This window comes from Alteromonas sp. (assembly GCF_984505615.1).
Window position 1 is genome coordinate 1 of sequence record NZ_CFHOXV010000032.1, and the last position, 16,606, is coordinate 16,606.

The 16,606-nt window shown below is 46.6% G+C and carries 14 protein-coding genes and 2 pseudogenes; 6 read left to right on the forward strand and 10 right to left on the reverse strand.

Going from position 1 to position 16,606, the window contains the following annotated elements; all coding sequences use genetic code 11:
• Positions 1-16 precede the first annotated feature (16 nt).
• From AC4PME_RS15300 to AC4PME_RS15325, 6 genes are all read right to left on the reverse strand, one after another.
• Positions 17-355 carry a hypothetical protein gene (locus AC4PME_RS15300; protein ID WP_491529647.1) on the reverse strand — a complete coding sequence of 113 codons (339 nt, stop codon included), beginning with the start codon at positions 353-355 and terminating at the stop codon, positions 17-19.
• A gap of 29 nt (positions 356-384) precedes the next feature.
• Positions 385-645, reverse strand: a complete 261-nt coding sequence (locus AC4PME_RS15305) for a type II toxin-antitoxin system Phd/YefM family antitoxin (protein WP_491044624.1) — start codon at positions 643-645, stop codon at positions 385-387.
• A gap of 89 nt (positions 646-734) precedes the next feature.
• Entirely contained in the window at positions 735-1,505 is a 771-nt protein-coding gene (gene map / locus AC4PME_RS15310; RefSeq protein ID WP_491044623.1) for a type I methionyl aminopeptidase, read from the reverse strand.
• Positions 1,498-1,704, reverse strand: coding sequence for a ParD-like family protein (locus AC4PME_RS15315; protein ID WP_070125995.1), 207 nt, complete (start codon positions 1,702-1,704; stop codon positions 1,498-1,500). The genes map and AC4PME_RS15315 overlap by 8 nt, the downstream gene beginning before the upstream one ends.
• A 110-nt stretch (positions 1,705-1,814) precedes the next feature.
• Positions 1,815-4,526, reverse strand: a complete 2,712-nt coding sequence (locus AC4PME_RS15320; protein WP_491044622.1) for a glycoside hydrolase family 2 TIM barrel-domain containing protein — start codon at positions 4,524-4,526, stop codon at positions 1,815-1,817.
• Between the two features lie 78 nt (positions 4,527-4,604).
• A complete protein-coding gene (locus AC4PME_RS15325; protein WP_491044621.1) occupies positions 4,605-6,893 on the reverse strand; it encodes a TonB-dependent receptor in 2,289 nt (762 codons plus the stop codon).
• Between the two features lie 474 nt (positions 6,894-7,367).
• On the opposite strand from AC4PME_RS15325, the gene AC4PME_RS15330 reads away from it, so the two are divergent.
• A complete protein-coding gene (locus AC4PME_RS15330; protein ID WP_491044772.1) occupies positions 7,368-8,456 on the forward strand; it encodes an MBL fold metallo-hydrolase in 1,089 nt (362 codons plus the stop codon).
• Between the two features lie 206 nt (positions 8,457-8,662).
• On the opposite strand, the gene AC4PME_RS15335 is transcribed toward AC4PME_RS15330, so the two are convergent.
• Positions 8,663-9,505: an aldo/keto reductase gene (locus tag AC4PME_RS15335; RefSeq protein WP_491044620.1), complete on the reverse strand. Its 843-nt coding sequence runs from the start codon at positions 9,503-9,505 to the stop codon at positions 8,663-8,665.
• Positions 9,506-9,680: 175 nt separating this feature from the next.
• Between AC4PME_RS15335 and AC4PME_RS15340 the strand changes: the two genes are divergently transcribed.
• Together AC4PME_RS15340 and AC4PME_RS15345 are read left to right on the forward strand one after the other, a co-directional pair.
• Positions 9,681-10,043 (forward strand): RidA family protein, encoded by a 363-nt coding sequence (locus tag AC4PME_RS15340; RefSeq protein WP_490710200.1) that lies wholly within the window; start codon positions 9,681-9,683, stop codon positions 10,041-10,043.
• Between the two features lie 173 nt (positions 10,044-10,216).
• On the forward strand, positions 10,217-11,023 hold the full coding sequence (locus AC4PME_RS15345; RefSeq protein ID WP_491044619.1) for a sensor histidine kinase: 807 nt from the start codon (positions 10,217-10,219) through the stop codon (positions 11,021-11,023).
• On the opposite strand, the gene AC4PME_RS15350 is transcribed toward AC4PME_RS15345, so the two are convergent.
• A complete protein-coding gene (locus AC4PME_RS15350; protein ID WP_491044618.1) occupies positions 11,024-12,214 on the reverse strand; it encodes an MFS transporter in 1,191 nt (396 codons plus the stop codon). It lies immediately after the preceding gene.
• A gap of 161 nt (positions 12,215-12,375) precedes the next feature.
• Between AC4PME_RS15350 and AC4PME_RS15355 the strand changes: the two genes are divergently transcribed.
• The gene (locus tag AC4PME_RS15355; protein WP_491044771.1) at positions 12,376-13,269 is read left to right on the forward strand and encodes a LysR family transcriptional regulator; all 894 of its coding nucleotides are present in this window, start codon (positions 12,376-12,378) and stop codon (positions 13,267-13,269) included.
• Positions 13,270-13,289: 20 nt separating this feature from the next.
• Here AC4PME_RS15355 and AC4PME_RS15360 read toward each other — a convergent pair whose 3' ends face one another.
• On the reverse strand, positions 13,290-14,225 hold the full coding sequence (locus AC4PME_RS15360) for an AraC family transcriptional regulator (protein ID WP_119499514.1): 936 nt from the start codon (positions 14,223-14,225) through the stop codon (positions 13,290-13,292).
• Positions 14,226-14,894: 669 nt separating this feature from the next.
• Positions 14,895-15,246: pseudogene (locus AC4PME_RS15365) on the reverse strand (transposase); the annotation flags it as partial.
• Between the two features lie 114 nt (positions 15,247-15,360).
• Between AC4PME_RS15365 and AC4PME_RS15370 the strand changes: the two are divergent.
• Both AC4PME_RS15370 and AC4PME_RS15375 read left to right on the forward strand, forming a co-directional pair.
• Positions 15,361-15,622 (forward strand): annotated as a pseudogene (locus AC4PME_RS15370) (integrase core domain-containing protein); the annotation flags it as partial.
• Positions 15,623-15,684: 62 nt separating this feature from the next.
• A complete protein-coding gene (locus AC4PME_RS15375) occupies positions 15,685-16,236 on the forward strand; it encodes a hypothetical protein (RefSeq protein WP_491044617.1) in 552 nt (183 codons plus the stop codon).
• Positions 16,237-16,606 lie beyond the last annotated feature (370 nt).

Sequence of the window (16,606 nt, forward strand, 5' to 3'; positions counted from 1 at the left end):
TGCCTTTGTTATTTTGTCATTTGTAAATAAGGCAGTAATCTACGAGAAGAGTAATCAGATCTTGCTTCTGAGAACAGAAGAGAACGACGATGATGGCATCTGCAGCCCGATCGTGGCGATACAATATTCGAAAGCCATCGACATTAAACTCTCTGTAATTAAAGACGCCCAGTGTCGACAGATAAGGAGATACGGGGGCAGCCTCAGAGCCTGCAGCCAAAGTGAATTCAAAACGTTCAATTGCCCTGAATACTCTTTCGAGCACTTCTTCCTCTAAAGTGAATGGTGCCAGATGCTGAACACAGAGTTCAACAAGTTGTTCAAATGTCTTCGTGTAATAAATGGTGTAGTCCACGGCAGAGTTCCTTTCTGCTTGGAAACAAATTAGCGGCTCTCAGACGCAGCCTTTAGTTTTTGCCTCAGACGGGTTTTAAGAACATCAGAATCAATCACTTCACCCGCCGCCACATCTTTTTCTGAAAACGAGGAAAGTTTCAGCATTGCTATAGCGTCATCCCTGAATTTTCTCTGGGCATAATTTTCGATAACGTAAGCAGGCTCCCCGTTTTGCGTCACAACGATAGGTTCGTCAATAGGTAGATCTGCAGCATGTTTTTCTATAAAACTTATTGGCTTAATTTGCACAACTTACCCCCTACGTCGGAATGAAGCTCATTTATAGACCAAATTATAAGCACGTTCAAGCCGTCACTCTGGCCAGTCTTTGTTGCTTACTACTTCTCTTCATCCCGCAACGTAAGCACTTCGAACCCGGTTTCAGTCACCAGAATGGTGTGCTCCCATTGTGCTGAGAGTTTTTTGTCGCGGGTCACCACTGTCCAGCCGTCTTTCTTTTGCTTGGTTTTGTAGGTGCCCTGATTAATCATCGGCTCAATGGTAAATGTCATGCCTGGCACTAAATGCATGCCAGTGCCCTTACGGCCATAGTGCACAACTTGCGGTTCTTCATGCATTTCACGGCCAATACCGTGCCCGCAGTAATCCCGCACGACACTGAAGCCTTCTTTTTCTACATGCGACTGAATAACATGACCAATATCACCCAGTGTAGCGCCTGGCTTTACAGTTTCGATGCCTTTCCACATGGCTTCGTAAGTCGTATCTACGAGCTTTTTCGCAATGGGTGATACTTTACCGATGCAATACATTTTGCTGCTGTCGGCAATAAAGCCATTTTTCTCAAGCGTGATATCCACATTCACGATATCCCCTTTCCGCAGCTTCTTTGCCACCGACGGCACGCCGTGACATACCACTTCGTTTACCGATGAATTAAGCACATATTCATAGCCGTACTGCCCTTTGCTGGCCGGTCTTGCCTGCAAGGTGTCGGTGATGTATGCATCGACGAAATCATTCACTTCCATGGTGGTCATGCCGGCCTGAATTTCTTTGTCCAGCGCATGAAATACACTGGCCAGTAACCGACCGGATTCACGCATCAATGCGATTTCCTGTGCATTTTTTATCGATACATTACTCATGAACCAACCTCACTGTAGATACGTTTTGCTGACGTTTTTCCTGTTCCAGAATTTGCTCATAGGTAAGCGTGGGGTTTTGCTCTGCAAGTCTCCCGATTTTCATCCAGAACTCAGCCTGCGAATTGATAGAACGCTCCATCACCACACTGTTCTTACGCACTTCTTCGTGCAATTGTTCGGAGATTTTAACAATGCCCATGAATATACCAATAAAATATGATTTGCTACATATTGCTACACTCTATAAAAAGAGTCAAAAAAAGCCCGGGCACGCTGTTCACGGCCGGGCGAAATAACACGCATTCTATTTTACTTAACGGGCATCACACTTATTGCTGACACATAAGCGTCACCTACTGACGGCTTAAAACTGAGTTCAAGACTGCCATCTGACACATTCACATTTTCTGCCACCGTAAACGCGGTAAAACTTTCATCTGCATTTTGTTTTCCAGATATATTCGCAAACAAAGCACTTCCCTCCGCGAATACATCAAAGTGGCTTTTACTGTCTGGAGCGACTAAAGAGAGTGTGACCTTATACTGCCCTTTATCCAACAGTAAATGATATGAGAACTCACCGGCACGGTAAGTTGTATGCAAAGCCTGCTCTTGCGTATTCCCGATTACCGCTTTTACTGATGGTCTACCCCACCCTCCTGGCTTATCAAGCGACATTGCTTTTCCTCCGGTAAAGAAGTCATCCGAACCGAAATGGGCTTTTGACGAATCCGCTGACATAATGGCGCCCGCATCAATGTAATATGCGTTGATCTGCGATTCATCCAGATGCCACATCACACGGTCTTCAACGCGGCCTGATGGTGCGGAGGCGAAACCAATTGCCCGCGCTACAATCTCATTTTGTCCAGCCACTAGCCGCACATCCCGCCATATACAGGTGTTCTGATCGCAATCAGGTGCCTCACTCACTTCCCGATCATTCACCAACAACTCGACTTGTTTGCCGTTACTGTACACCTTGACATCCGTGGTTTGGTAAGCCCGCTGTATATAGCGCCGTGAAGCAATATGAACCATAGGGTGAGCTGACCAGTTCGCCTGGTAGAAATAATATGCATCCTTCTTTATGGCGCGATCATAAGTGATGAGCCCTTTGGTATTAATATCCTGTGAGTCACCTTCTCTTCGAGTAGTTGTCGCAAAGTCAAAACCATTCCAAATCCAGTTTGCCCACAGGTAATCCCGCGCACTGAGTACGCGCCAATTCTCCTCATGCACATAGCTCATATACTCTTCCGGCTGATTTCTGCCGGTTGCCGCTACCGGCCCTCCCAGAGGGTTGTCAGAATGGAAGCTAGGCGCTCCGCCTGCGCCGTATTCAGTGACAGCCAGCGGCTGCTCCGGATATTGCTTATGCAAGGCGTCGAGGTTCTCCGCCAGGCCTGCAGGCTCGCCGTAGTACCAGCCAAAATAGCGGTTTGCGCCCGTAGTAGTGGTGATAGCGGAGGTGTTGGGCACCTTTGACTGATCCCATGTTGGCACACCCGCACAACAGTTGGCTAACGTCGAGTTACGCGTCGGATCCAACTGCGCTACTTCCGCTTTCAAGCGATTTAAGATAGGTCGCGGGTCAGGATTAGAGCCGGGACTACTCTGCACGAACACGGGGACGACGGCACCAAAGTCAACTTCGTTGGCTATACCCCATACCGCTACAGAGGGGTGATTAAAGTTCTGCTTAACCATTTCTGTGAGTTGCAGACTGGCGTTATCAGCTAACGCGGTATTTACAGCCTCATGTTCCTCGCCGTAACGCCACGCAGAAACAAGCGGGATTTCGTCCCACAACAACAGGCCAAGTTTGTCAGCCAAATCGTGCACTGGCTGACCATGAGGATAATGTGCCAGCCGGATAGTATTTACCCCCATATCCATCAGCAATTGCACATCTTCTTCTATTTCTTCAGCAGAGACTGCCCAACCTTTTCCTTCTCTGTCCTGATGATAGCCCACACCGCGAAGCTCAAGGGGTTGACCATTTAACGTCAATCCTTTATCTGCCGAGATATCAATGGTGCGCAAGCCGATATTTTGCTTCACCGTATCGAGGAGATTGTCATTGTTGTCTAATATCGACACTGCGAGCGTGTATAAATAAGGGTCATCTATACCTTGCCATAATTGTGGTGAAGATACGGAAAGAGACACATCGGTTATTTCTGTTTCATCCGGCTGAAGCAAAATATCCCGGACATCTTTTGCTACTATCTTTCCAGTATCGTCAGTCAATTGAGTAAGTAGCGTTACGTTTTCTGCTTCGCCTTCATTGCTAGTGATCCTGCTTTCGATGCTAACCACCGCCTTGTCGCCCTCAACCGCGGTAGTCGCGTAAACGCCGGGACCACCAAAGTCTTTCATATCAACATGAATATTACTCGTTGTGATAAGTCTTACCGGCCGATAAATTCCCCCATGTACAAAAAAATCTCCGGCAATAGGTAACGTATCTGCAGTGGTTGAATCTGCTGTTGGCTTGCTGTTATCTGCCTGAACCACCAGTACGTTAGGTCGGCCCACGTTTATGAGGTCAGTGATATCAAAGCGAAAGCGATTGAAGCTTCCGCGATGTTCGCCGGCAAATTTTCCGTTCACCCACACGTTTGCCACACGACTGACTGCATCAAATTCCAGCCACAGTCGTTTATTTTCAATCTGTGCAGGTACATTAAACACCTTCCGGTAGAGACCTTTACCCTGCGCATTATTAATATTTCCTGCGTTATGAATGTGAGCAGACTGATTATCAAGATAATAGCCTACCCGGTTCCAGGAATGTGGCACGGAGACATCCACTGCGCCAGTCCATTTAAATGTTGGGGCATGGATACCCGCTGGAATTTCATCGGCAAAGATAAACTGCCAGTCGTTATTCAGTGTTTGCTGGTCTCGTACTTCCACATTTTTTGGTAAGTCAGCATTAAAATCAGCAACCTGAGTACAAGCGATAAGAATACAAACCGCGGGTAAGATGAAAAAGAGTGCGCTACAACGCTTCATGAACTCTCCTTAAATATGTTTAAAATGACAAAAGCAGCATGGATTGTTGTCATACTGCTTTTGTTAATCATGTTAGTGTCAGAATCGATAAGACACGTTTACACCGAAATAGCGCATAGCTCCCCGCGACCAACGTTTCGAGAGTGCTGTCAGGCCCTGAAAACGCTCATCATAATTTGTGTAACCCATAGAATAATTTTCATCAAAAAGGTTGTTGACGAATACGGTCACTTTGTAACGATCCTGGTTGTCCACGATGCCAACGCCGGCGTTAGCAATCCCATATGCTTCCTGACGGTTTAACGGGTCTCCGTACAAGTCGTAGCTTACATCGTCTTGCCACTGGTAACTTGCCTGCGCAAACCAGCTGAATTCGTATCCCTGAGCAGCCTGTTCCCAATAAGCGGCAAGGTTGTATTTGAAATCGGGAGAGTTATTGAGGTCATGTCCGCTTAAGTCCTGTACATTCAGGCCTTCTATATCTGCAGACAATGTGCAGCCTTCAGCTTCAGTTTGTCCACCGTAACAGGGCGCATTGACGAACGACTCAATAACAGCGTCGGTATAAGCAATGGAAGCATCCAATCGCAAAGCATCAGTAGCCTGATAAGAGAACTCGGTTTCTATGCCTTTAGTGCGAAGCTCACCCACATTATTCAACGTGAACACTGGCGCGCCATTTTCGTCATTACGACCGCCCTGTGCCTGGTAATCCTCGAAATCTGTCATAAACGCAATGATTTCATAGCTAAAATTCCGGCTATCAGAAAACCCTTTTATGCCTAGTTCGTAAGATACCGACGTTTCTTCCCCAATTGGGTTGTCCGCGTCATTTTGCGTAAACCCGGATGCAACATCATAAGCCTGACCTTTATAGCCTGTACTTACAGAGCCAAATATCATGGTGCCATTTTCGAGGAAATGTCGGATTGCGACCTTACCGGTAACCGCGTCCTGGTCGTCATTACCACTGAAAGTAGCAGCACTGTTTGGATTCAACGCATACCCGTTCGCATAGAAATCATTGAAGTCGACAGATATTTTTTCATGGTTGAAGCGAAGCCCTACATCAACAAAAGTACTTTCTGAAATTTCGTAGGCACCCTGTCCGAACAAAGCGATGGATTCTGAGTCCGCTTGCGCATCCCATTTATCAAGCACGAACACCAAAGGTTTACGATCGAAATCCCGGTATACCGACTGATCGCTGTAAAAAAGCCCGGTTATGAATTCGAATTTTTCAGACAATGTGCCGGTGAGACGCAGTTCCTGGGTAAAAGCATCAGCGTCAATATAGCCTTTTTGCTCAACCTGAGGACCGGTCAGCCCCAGTGGATTGAATCTCTCTTGCAGAAATGGAGGAAAAGCATCTTCGATCGCAACGTCTGTCAAATCGGCATCTGCAATAGCTGCTTGTTCAAATGACTGAAAGCTTGATACGGAAGTAAATACCAGATCGTCATTGATATTATAATTTAGCTTGAGAACAGCCAGCGACTGGTCTGTTTCGAACTCATTGGGTGTATCACGTCTGACGTTGCGATTATCTTCTCCCGGCACCTCGCCTTCACCAACAACCCCTTCTTCTGCATCGACCCAGGTGGGGGTACTTCCACCTTCGATATGTGAGATGTCGTAAATTAGCGTGGCGTCTAGCTCATCTGTTGCATACCAGAGTAATTTTCCGCGCAAGCCATGGCTCTTCTCACCGTTTTCTTTTTCGCCGGTAGTTAAGTTATTAAGATAGCCATCACGATCTTTGTAATAGCCATTAATCCGATAACTCAACGTATCTGAAGCAGGGCCGGATAAGGTTATCAGGCCTTTAACCTCATCATCACTTGTCAGGCCAGCTTCCACCCTGCCTTCGAAATCCGGCGATGGCGCTTTAGTGGTTACGTTTACAACACCCGCAGACGCATTCTTACCAAACAGGGTTCCCTGAGGACCTCTTAACACTTCGACCTGCTGTATATCTGTAAGATTACTAAAAGCTTGTGCAGCCATCATCAGCGGCACTTCATCGACAACCACCGCCACACTGGATTCCACACCGATGCTATAAGCTGATGTGCCGACGCCCCGCATGCGAATGCTACTTGATTGAGGATCGTCACCATGCTCTACCGTCAATGATGGAGAGACCCGGGTCACATCGTCAAAGTTCTTTACATCGAGTCTTTCAAGGGCGCTTTCTCCTAGTACTGACACGGCTACAGGTATAGTTTGCTGCGCCTGGGCTCGCTTTTGCGCCTTTACTTCAATAATTTCAAGCTCGGCGGCCACGGCATCAATCGAAACGCCCGATACGAGTGCAGAAATACAAATGGCTAATGGTGATAGATTTTTTTCGCTCGCAGGTTTCATAAGTTCTCTCAAATAACTCTTTTCATTTGAAATTGGTAAAACAGAAATATTTGGTAAGGCCAATATACGTTAAATATAAACATTGACAACCTTCTGTTAAAAACTTTCTTGAAACCCTACGGCCAACAATGCAAAACATGATGAAAAATTTATTAATTTCATGCATATACGGTTGCTACCAAGATATGGATAGCAGTCATCAAAAATATAGATATATTAACATTTGGTATTTTCATAGAGTAAATCCCATATTCAACACATAACAACCGGCCTTACCAAATGCCACATATGAAGGTATCCTTTAAAATATGAACCCAAGTCACTCTTCACCCCTGCCTTGCTTTACCCGCCGGAAAACCGGCATAGTACTGACTTGAACGCAGAAAGATTGCGTCCCTGCCGTGATTTAGCTGACAATCTTCGTTCGCACTAAATGACGGTGAATAAGTCGCTGGAGTACCTGCTTTGGGTGTAATGAAGAAACTACTGGTCTGGTCGCTGGCCATTGTGATACTGCTGTTTGTCAGCGGTTTTTTATTTGTGACATTGTCGCCGGTATTTGGTGGTAAGCCTGATGAACAAACCCGGGCGCGGATGCTGGCTTCCGATAACTTTAAAGACGACATTTTTGTTAACCGCCACCCAGTTTCCGACAATCCCGACAGCGCGAAGCCTCCCATGGGAAAATGGCTGAATTCGGTTATCTTCCCGCCGGCGGGTAAGCACCCTACCGGCTTGCTGCCGGCGAAATTGCCGGATTTTGTTGCACAGCAAACACCGTCGTTTACCTGGTTCGGACACTCCACCATTCTTATCAACACCGGTTCAATGACTGTGCTGACGGATCCTGTTTTTTACCGCGCTTCTCCTGTGTGGTTGATTGGCACACCGTATCCGGCGGATAAAAAGCTCACTATCGACGGTCTTCCGTATATCGACGCGGTACTGATTTCTCATGACCACTATGACCATCTGGATGCTAAAGCCATCGCAGAGCTTGACAGTAAAACAGGTCACTTCTATGTCCCCCTTGCTGTGCGGGCGCATTTACTGAAATGGGGTATAGACGACAGTAAAATTACTGAGCTGGACTGGTTCGGTGACGCCATGCTGAATGATACGCGGTTTATATTCACGCCATCGAAACACTTCAGCGGCCGCAAACCCGGACAACGGAATGACACACTGTGGGGCTCGTGGGTTGTTCAGGCGCCTGAAGTATCGGTATATTTCAGTGGCGATGGTGGCTACAGCCCCGATTTTGCCGAAATAGGAAAGCGGTTTGGTCCATTCGGTATGGCATTTATGGAAGACGGCGCTTACAGCCCCTACTGGCCGGAAATTCACATGTTGCCGGAAGAGTCCGTGCAGGCATCGCGGGATGTTAAGGCGAAGAACGTAATGCCAATCCACTGGGGTAAGTTTGACCTCGCTTTTCATGACTGGAACGAGCCGGTGATCCGGTTCACCAGAGCCGCCAAAGGCAAGAACCTGAATGTAGCAACGCCGCACATTGGCGAAACATTCACTCTGGAATCGCTGCCGCAGCAAAAATGGTGGTAACCGGATTCACGTTTTAAATGTATCCGCTTAGTGTTTATATTTATCTGACGGCTGAAGAAGCCGGTGTTCGTATTAAACGGATAAATGTTTTTGCTGGCCAGATCGCTACGGGAAACAAAGCTCTTCAGTGGCGGAAGCATTTTCATCGCTGACCTGCTCTACATCTTATTCCGCGTTTGCTTAGTTAATACCAACACCTTGCCAGCCTATTTATAAGATGCCAGAAACTCGATGGTTTGCGGATCTCTGTGAGAAAAGAAACAACTTTGTTTACGGTCCAGAGCTTCAATTTGCGCGATGTCATCTGCAGTTAATTCAAAATCAAACACCTCAAAATTTTCTTTAATGCGGGAAGGCGTTACCGATTTCGGGATCACTATGATCCCTTCCTGAAGTTGCCAGCGAAGCACTACCTGAGCCACGGATTTGCCGTACTTTCCTGCAATGGCCTTAAGCTCTGCCAATTCAAACAAATTATGCCGCCCCTCAGTGAACGGTGCCCATGACTCCAGCGCAATACCCTTGGTTTTCAGATATTCCAGCTCGGCTTTGCGTTGATAGAAAGGGTTATATTCGATTTGATTTACCGCCGGTTTAATCTCGTTAAAGGCGATTAAATCAGCAATCCGGTCGGAATGAAAATTACTGACCCCGATACTTTTCAGCACACCTTCTTTGTGCAACCTCTCCATGGCGCGCCATGAGCCGTAAATATCATTGAGAGGTTGATGGATAAGATACAAATCCAGATAGTCCGTGCCCAGGTTGTTCAGGGATGTTTCTACTGCTTTTAAGGTTGAGTCATACCCCATGTCAGAGATCCATAATTTGGTTGTCAGAAAGATATCCTGCCTGGCAACATGGCTGGTTCTGACCGCCTCACCCACCGCTTTTTCATTGCGATAGGCTGATGCAGTGTCAAACATGCGATAACCGGTATCCAGCGCAATTTCCACACAGCGGGTACACAGCCGCGGTTCCTCAACCTGATACACGCCCAGACCCAGAGCCGGCATCGTTTCGCCACTGTTCAGTGTTTTGAATAACATTCTTTTCTCCTTATACATCCCCGTGCTTCACCATACCGGCGGCCACCACAAACGATAATCACTAAGTCCAACACAGCGTTATTAGTAAAACTCATTAATGCGCGGTGATCCTTCGGGTCGATTTACCGGAGCAAAAATGCCACACTAGACGTTTTGCAATGAAAGCCTCACAGCCATGAAAATACATCGAATTAATCCCACCCGACGCTGGTCTGAAGTCACTGTTTTTAACGGTATCGCGAACTTTGTTGAAGTACCGGAAGACGAAAGCGCCACCACTATCGAAGCACAGGTAAAAGCCGTGTTTTCTCAGGCTGAAGCCATGCTGGCACTGGTGGGCAGCGACAAGTCCCGAATTCTTACTGTCACTATTTACATAACCGACTTTGCCAATGTAGACCGCCTCAATGCGGTATGGGACGAATGGTTTGACGAAGGGACAGCCCCCAGCCGCGCTTGTGTGAAAGTGGAACTGGCTGATCCGGACTGGCTGGTAGAAATGGCATTTACTGCTGCAGCCGGTGAAGACTACCAGTAGATCCACTACCCGTTTACCCTCTGAGTGGTGCAAATATGTACCACTTTACCCGCAACTGACACGTCACTTTTTTTGCAGCTCTGCTTTTTAGCCACTACGCTTTTATCAGGTACAGCAGGCGACATATGCTCCCCTGCTTTTTGGTTCTGAGCACTGAAACTGAATTGACGTACATGAACAAAGCATTTGAAAATTCATCCTCTCAAACAGATCAGGAAAAGCAGTTTGAATCTGAAAAAATGGATGCAGTGGGCGGACTGGTTGCCGGTGTCTCCCACGAAATCAACACGCCCCTGGGTGTTAATATTGCAAACTGCACGCTGTTGATGGAACTGCTTGACGAACTCAAACAGGACTTTGACAACGGCGAGCTTGATACCGATAAATTCGCAGAGTTCCTGGAGACTTCGCAGGACATCACTTCCAGTATGCTGAAGAACATGCAGCGCGCATCGAAGCTGCTGACCAGCTTTAAGAAAGTTGCGGTTAAAAAGTCTGAAGAAGCCAGCCAGCTGGAGCAGGTAAACGTATCAGAACTGGTCACAGAATTTATCGCCTCCTATGAGCATCATTCTCAGAATAAAACCATTACTTTTATTCCAAGATTTCCACCTAAAATCATCGTCACCACCTACCCGGCCGTGCTTATTCAGATCCTGATGGCACTCACATCCAATGTGATGATCCACGCCTCAGGCCCGGGTCATGAGCATTGCAAAATTACCATCACCATTGCCCCCGCCGGCGACGGGTATCAGTTTACTTTTGCCGATGACGGTGTGGGGATCACCGAAGAAGAACTCAAAAAAGTGTTTGAGCCTTTCTACACCACTAAACGGGGTGCAGGAAACGCGGGCCTGGGATTGAGTGTGGTGTACAACCTGGTAAAAGTAACACTGGCCAGCGACATTTATAATGAAAGCACGCCGGAAGGCGGTTTTGTTGTGTCGTTCAAACTGCATAACCTGATGGCGGAGTAATCACTCCGCCTGAGGCTTAAGCACTCCGCGACCACTCCCCACCAGACATAACGATACCAGCGTCAGCACCACACTGCCTGCAAAGGTCACATTGATACCGAAACCGTCCAGTAATACACCGCCGGCTGCTGCACCGAAAAGTATCGCCGCCTGAATAGCCGCCACTATAATACTGCCCGCCGCTTCAGGTGCATCATCCACATTCTGACTGAGCCAGGTCATCCAGCCGATGGACATAGCCGTGTTGCAGATGCCCCATAAAGCCAGCAGCACACCTACCATGAATACAGAACCGCTTAACCCGATAAGTCCGGCGGTTACCACACTCATCACCAGCGGTACCCCTTGCAGAAAGCGTACAGCGTGATCGTTTGCGAATTTGCCGCCAAGCCAGGTGCCTGCGAATCCGGCTACGCCGAGTAAGAGTAACAGGAAGGTAAGCAGAAGAACGTCCCCTTTCACTTCAGATTCGATGTAGGGCCGCAAATACGTAAACATGGCAAATGCACCGGCATAAACACAAATAGAGGCAATGATGCCGCGGGCAAAGTAGCCCCGTTTCAGTAATCCGAACATCTCACCAAAACCTTGTTTTTTATCTGTGGGCATCGAAGGCAGTGAAATCATCTGCCAAATCAGATTAACTGCCACCACAGGTACCAGTACCCAAAACACGCCGCGCCAGCCAATCAGATCACCCAGGTAGCTGCCAAGAGGAGCAGCGAATGCAGCAGCCACTGCTTGTCCCGAATACATGATTGCCAGAGCCTTTGATACACTGTCTGCCGGTACAAGGCGCATGATCACAGCAGTCGCCAGCGACCAGAAACCGCCGACACAAATTCCAAGTAACGCTCTCGCTACCATTAACATGATGAAGTCAGGCGCAAGAGCAATGAATACCAGTGACAGCAGCATACACCCTGTCATCGCCAGCAATACCCATTTCCGGTTCAGTTTGCCTGCAACAGTACTGGTTAACAGACTGGCGACAACGGCAAAAAAACCGCTGACTGAAATTGCCTGACCGGCCTGCCCTTTGGTCGCATCCAGGCCATCTGCAATAGGTGTAAGCAAACTGACGGGCATAAACTCAGAAGCAATCAGCATGGCAACACACAGTGTCATTGAGAACACTGCACTCCAGTAACCGGCTTTGTTACTGCTATCGTTTTGATGAGTTCTATTCATTACAACCTGCTCAATAAAATTCACGTTAATTATATTTTCGTTATTTACAGCGAACAATTGGCTCGCTGTCATCTCAACCATGAATTGATTTCATCAAAGAAGATGTTTTTTATGCTGGCACTGCGTACACTGGCAGGCAGATTAGCGAAAGAGATAATGTGATGATCAGAGACGAACTGGGCGATTTGTCACTTTTTATGGTGGTCGCAGAGGAAAAGAGTTTTACCCGCGCAGCTGTAACACTGGGCGTATCACAGTCGGCAGTAAGCCACGCGGTGAGAAGACTGGAGGCTTCGGTGGGGATCCGGCTGTTGCACAGAACCTCACGAAAAGTGTCGGTAACTGATGCCGGCGAGAAGTTGCTGGCTGCACTGAAACCCGGTATCAGCCAGATCACTGCCAGAATAGAAGAGCTGCGGATGCTTGGCGATGCGCCCAAAGGAACAGTGCGGATTTCAGCCAGTAAACCTGCTGCCCGTTTTCTTTTGTGGCCGAAGATATCTGGTATTGTTCGGGATTACCCCGAAGTGAATATTGAACTGAACCTCGACAGCCGTCTGAATGACCTTGCTGCGGAACGTTTTGATGCCGGTGTCAGGCTGCGTGAATTTGTCAGCCCCGACATGATTGCGATAAAAATTGGCCCCCCTGTATCACTGGCAGCAGTCGCTACGCCTGACTACTTCCGAAAACATGGTGTCCCCGAACATCCTGACGAACTGGACCATCACGCCTGCCTGTCTCTGCGGTTTAATGCGCTGGCACCGGCCTATGACTGGGAGTTTGAAAAGGAGGGTATTGAGATCGTAAAAAAAGTATCAGGCCCGTTCATATTCAGTGAAAGCGATATGTGTATTGATGCGGCACGTGAGGGCCACGGCATTGCCTTTGTCACTGAACAGGAAGTAGAAAATGAAATAGAAAGCGGTGTATTACGCCGTGTACTTGCGGACTGGTGCCCGCCTTTCGACGGCTACCATTTGTGTATTTCCAGCAACCGGCAGATCAGTTCAGCCATGCGACTGGTTATCGACCGGTTGAAATATCAGGAATAAAGGCGCGGTGATGTTCACTGTCACCCCGCCTGCAGAGTCCTTTTTTCGCCTTCGATCATACGCCACTGCGCTTCCACATCCCGCTTCGGAGAGTTCCCAAAATACCGCGAATACTCACGGGAAAACTGGGAAGGACTTTCATAGCCCACACGGTATGCAGCGTCCGAAGCGTCAATTTGTTCGCCTATCATAAGACGTCTGGCTTCCATCAGTTTAAGGCTTTTCTGATATTGCAGCGGGCTCATAGAGGTGAGCTGTCTGAAATGATGATGGAAGGTGGATTTACTCATTTGCGCACGTTCCGCCAGCTCTTCCACGGTATAAGATTGCGTAAAATGAGTTTTCAACCAGTCGATGGCTTTCGCTATCCTTAAGCCCTGGCTTCCTGCTGAAATAATATGACGGAGTCTGTCACCCTGTTCCGAATTCAGAACCCGCCAGTAAATCTCTTTTTTAATCAGCGGAGCCAGCACTGAAAGCGATGCCTTATCGTCCAGCAGACTAACCAGCCGGTCACAGGCATCGAGCAACTCCGGCGTAGTATTACCAACGGACATACCACTGTTAGAAGAGGCTAAAGTTTTGGTATCTGCCGACGCTTGCATGAGCAGTTCGCTCATTGTGGTAAAATCCAGACGCAGCGCCAGACCGAGATAGGGCTCAGCACGCTCAGCTTTTAAAATCTGCGCCTGCGCCGGTAAGTCCAGTGAGGTAATTAAAAAGCGGTAGCGGTTGTAGTGAAAAATGTCACTACCCAGCGCCATCCTTTTTTCCCCCTGCACCACCAGCGCGATGCTTGGTTCAACAAAGCAGGTTGTACACTCCGTCGGCGCATCTTTGCGATAAAAACTGAGCCCGGCAATATCAGTGATCACATTTGACTGACCGGCGGTATGCCGGCTAATCCGGTCAGCAAGTTTATCGCTGATAATATCGATGGCTGCAGAGTGAAGCATATTCCTGATCCCGGGTGATAAAAAAACGCTGTTTATAACGTTATTTTTAGCACAAGGCAGCCAGAATCGGATAACGTAATTGTCCGGCTTTATTGCCTGATCGTCCGGGACTCCGGATTTTAGTTACTTTGGATTTCCCGTATGAGTACTATTCATTCCGGTCGAACTAAACATTATAAATAACTGTATAGCGCTACTTAGAGCGATCGCTGGAGATAGGCAATATTATAACGATACATCCAATCACACGCTCAAACCTGAAAAACTCCAGTTTAGTGTTTTTGGATTTCTTCGGCGTAAACTAAGCCAAGAATGGAAAACTCCGGATGAAAAGTCCCGTTGAACAGAGTCATAGGTCGTAAAGATCTTAAACGAAGTGGAATCATGCAGACTAGACAAAGAAGCCAGCCCTGAGCAGGGTATTTCAGATGCAACATACTACATCTATGGACTACCTCCGTATTGCAATAACAATTTTAGTTTTTTGATCCGATTGCCAACATCTATTCGGCATAACAGAATTTTTCTTTTTGCCCAAACGGGAAATCCGCCCATACACTCCTAAACAACTGGTCGAGCTTAGAGCACATTATGGTAATCAGGTTCCGTATATGATGGCTCAACCTTTAGACATTTATCGTTTTTCTGCAATTTATGTGATGTGCTTACTTATACCGGCAACCTATACTCATCGCCATTGAGCAGAATTGACCAAACTTTTCTTGCATTTTATTGGCGACAGCTACGGTTGCTTTGTTGTAGCCTCGTCGTTCTTTCAAATCTCCAACCCATTTATTAAATAGGTTATTTTGACGCATATATGTGTGCACAACAGCCCTGGCCCCATGAATTAAAAGGATTCGCAAGTGCTGGACTCCTCGCTTCGTTACATTCATAAAAACTTTTCTATCTCCACTGGAATGTTATCTAGGAACCAAGCCAGCCAGGTTGAAAAGTGCCTTCCATTCTTAAACTCACTCCTATTACCAATAGCTGCGAGTATAGCGGTCGCCGTTTTAGGGGAGGTTTACAGTGTGTCATTTGTTAACTCCACTTATTGTTTGGTCACTATAAGTAATAGTTAATGGCCGACATCTCTAAGAAGATTGCTCGAAAAGCATTATTCAATAGCTACCACGGGCCGGAATTCATCTCAGTCACTCTGGCAAGTTGGGCGGAAGAACATGGTATTGCTCTGAAATTTATTAAACCCAGAAAGCCTATACAGAATTCCTTTATCGAGAGATTCAACCGTACTTACCGGACGGAGATACTCAACATGTATGTATTCAGAACACTAAACGAAGACCACCCATGGTGCACTGAATGACTTGACACCATGGGAATATTTAAGTAGATATGAACTGGCTGAAACCTCTGATTATGGATGTAACTAATTAGGGGAGTTTTATATAAGCTGTAAACCTTACTAACATGGAATTTCAAAAAGGAATATTGAATGAAAAATTTGTTTTATTGGATAGTAAGCGGAATAATTTTTCTTGTTTTAACTATAAGTAATGCTAATGCAGCTTGGTTTGGAGATTACGTTTCTGCCCATAGAAGTGGAAATTCATTTGCTTTAGATGAGCCACAACAAAATCAAATTACAACAACATCATTCTGCACTGATAAAACTAATAGAAGAGTTCCGGGTGTTGTGGAGAATGGTTACTGTAATGTTGAGTGGAAGGGTAAAGCTTATAGAAATAGTAATTTTTATGTGTTGCTAACACCCCCCGATGGGGTGGAATACAGGCAGACACCTCTCACAAATGAAAATATAGAAATGGCCATTAATAGAGGTATTACGAATGGTGGATTCGATGAAGGTTACTATACTTCTCATTGCATTATCTCATTTTCAGGCGGTTATAGTACATATGGCAAATTTATTCCAAACAGGAGAGGGTGTTACTACAGTATGCCAGGTAATGCTGGGGCTGTAGGATTCAAAGGTATGAGTGATAGCAGTGTCGATTTATTTGTATTAACTGCCTACATTCCATGATCTTTCTATAGGTTGAGTCAACTTAGTGAGACTACTAAAACACCGACTGCGAAGTTCTCGATCGATTCTGGCGTAGTCTCACAGTGTACAATTATATCTAGTCGGAAATAATTATTGAGTATAACCTGTCAATATGGCAGTGCAAATTAAGAGCAATAGCGAAACAGCGTTGGACAGCATCACCTCTGATACATTCATAAACGAAATTAGGAAAAATTTTTTTTAACCTTTTTAACCTAAATTCACCTTCCACAAAATGAACATCAAAAGGATAGACAGATACATCGTAATTACATGATTTTGGTCCAATTCCATGCTGTATTAGTCCTAATTTTGCGTTAACCGATTTCTTGTCCTTACAGCTAAAAGA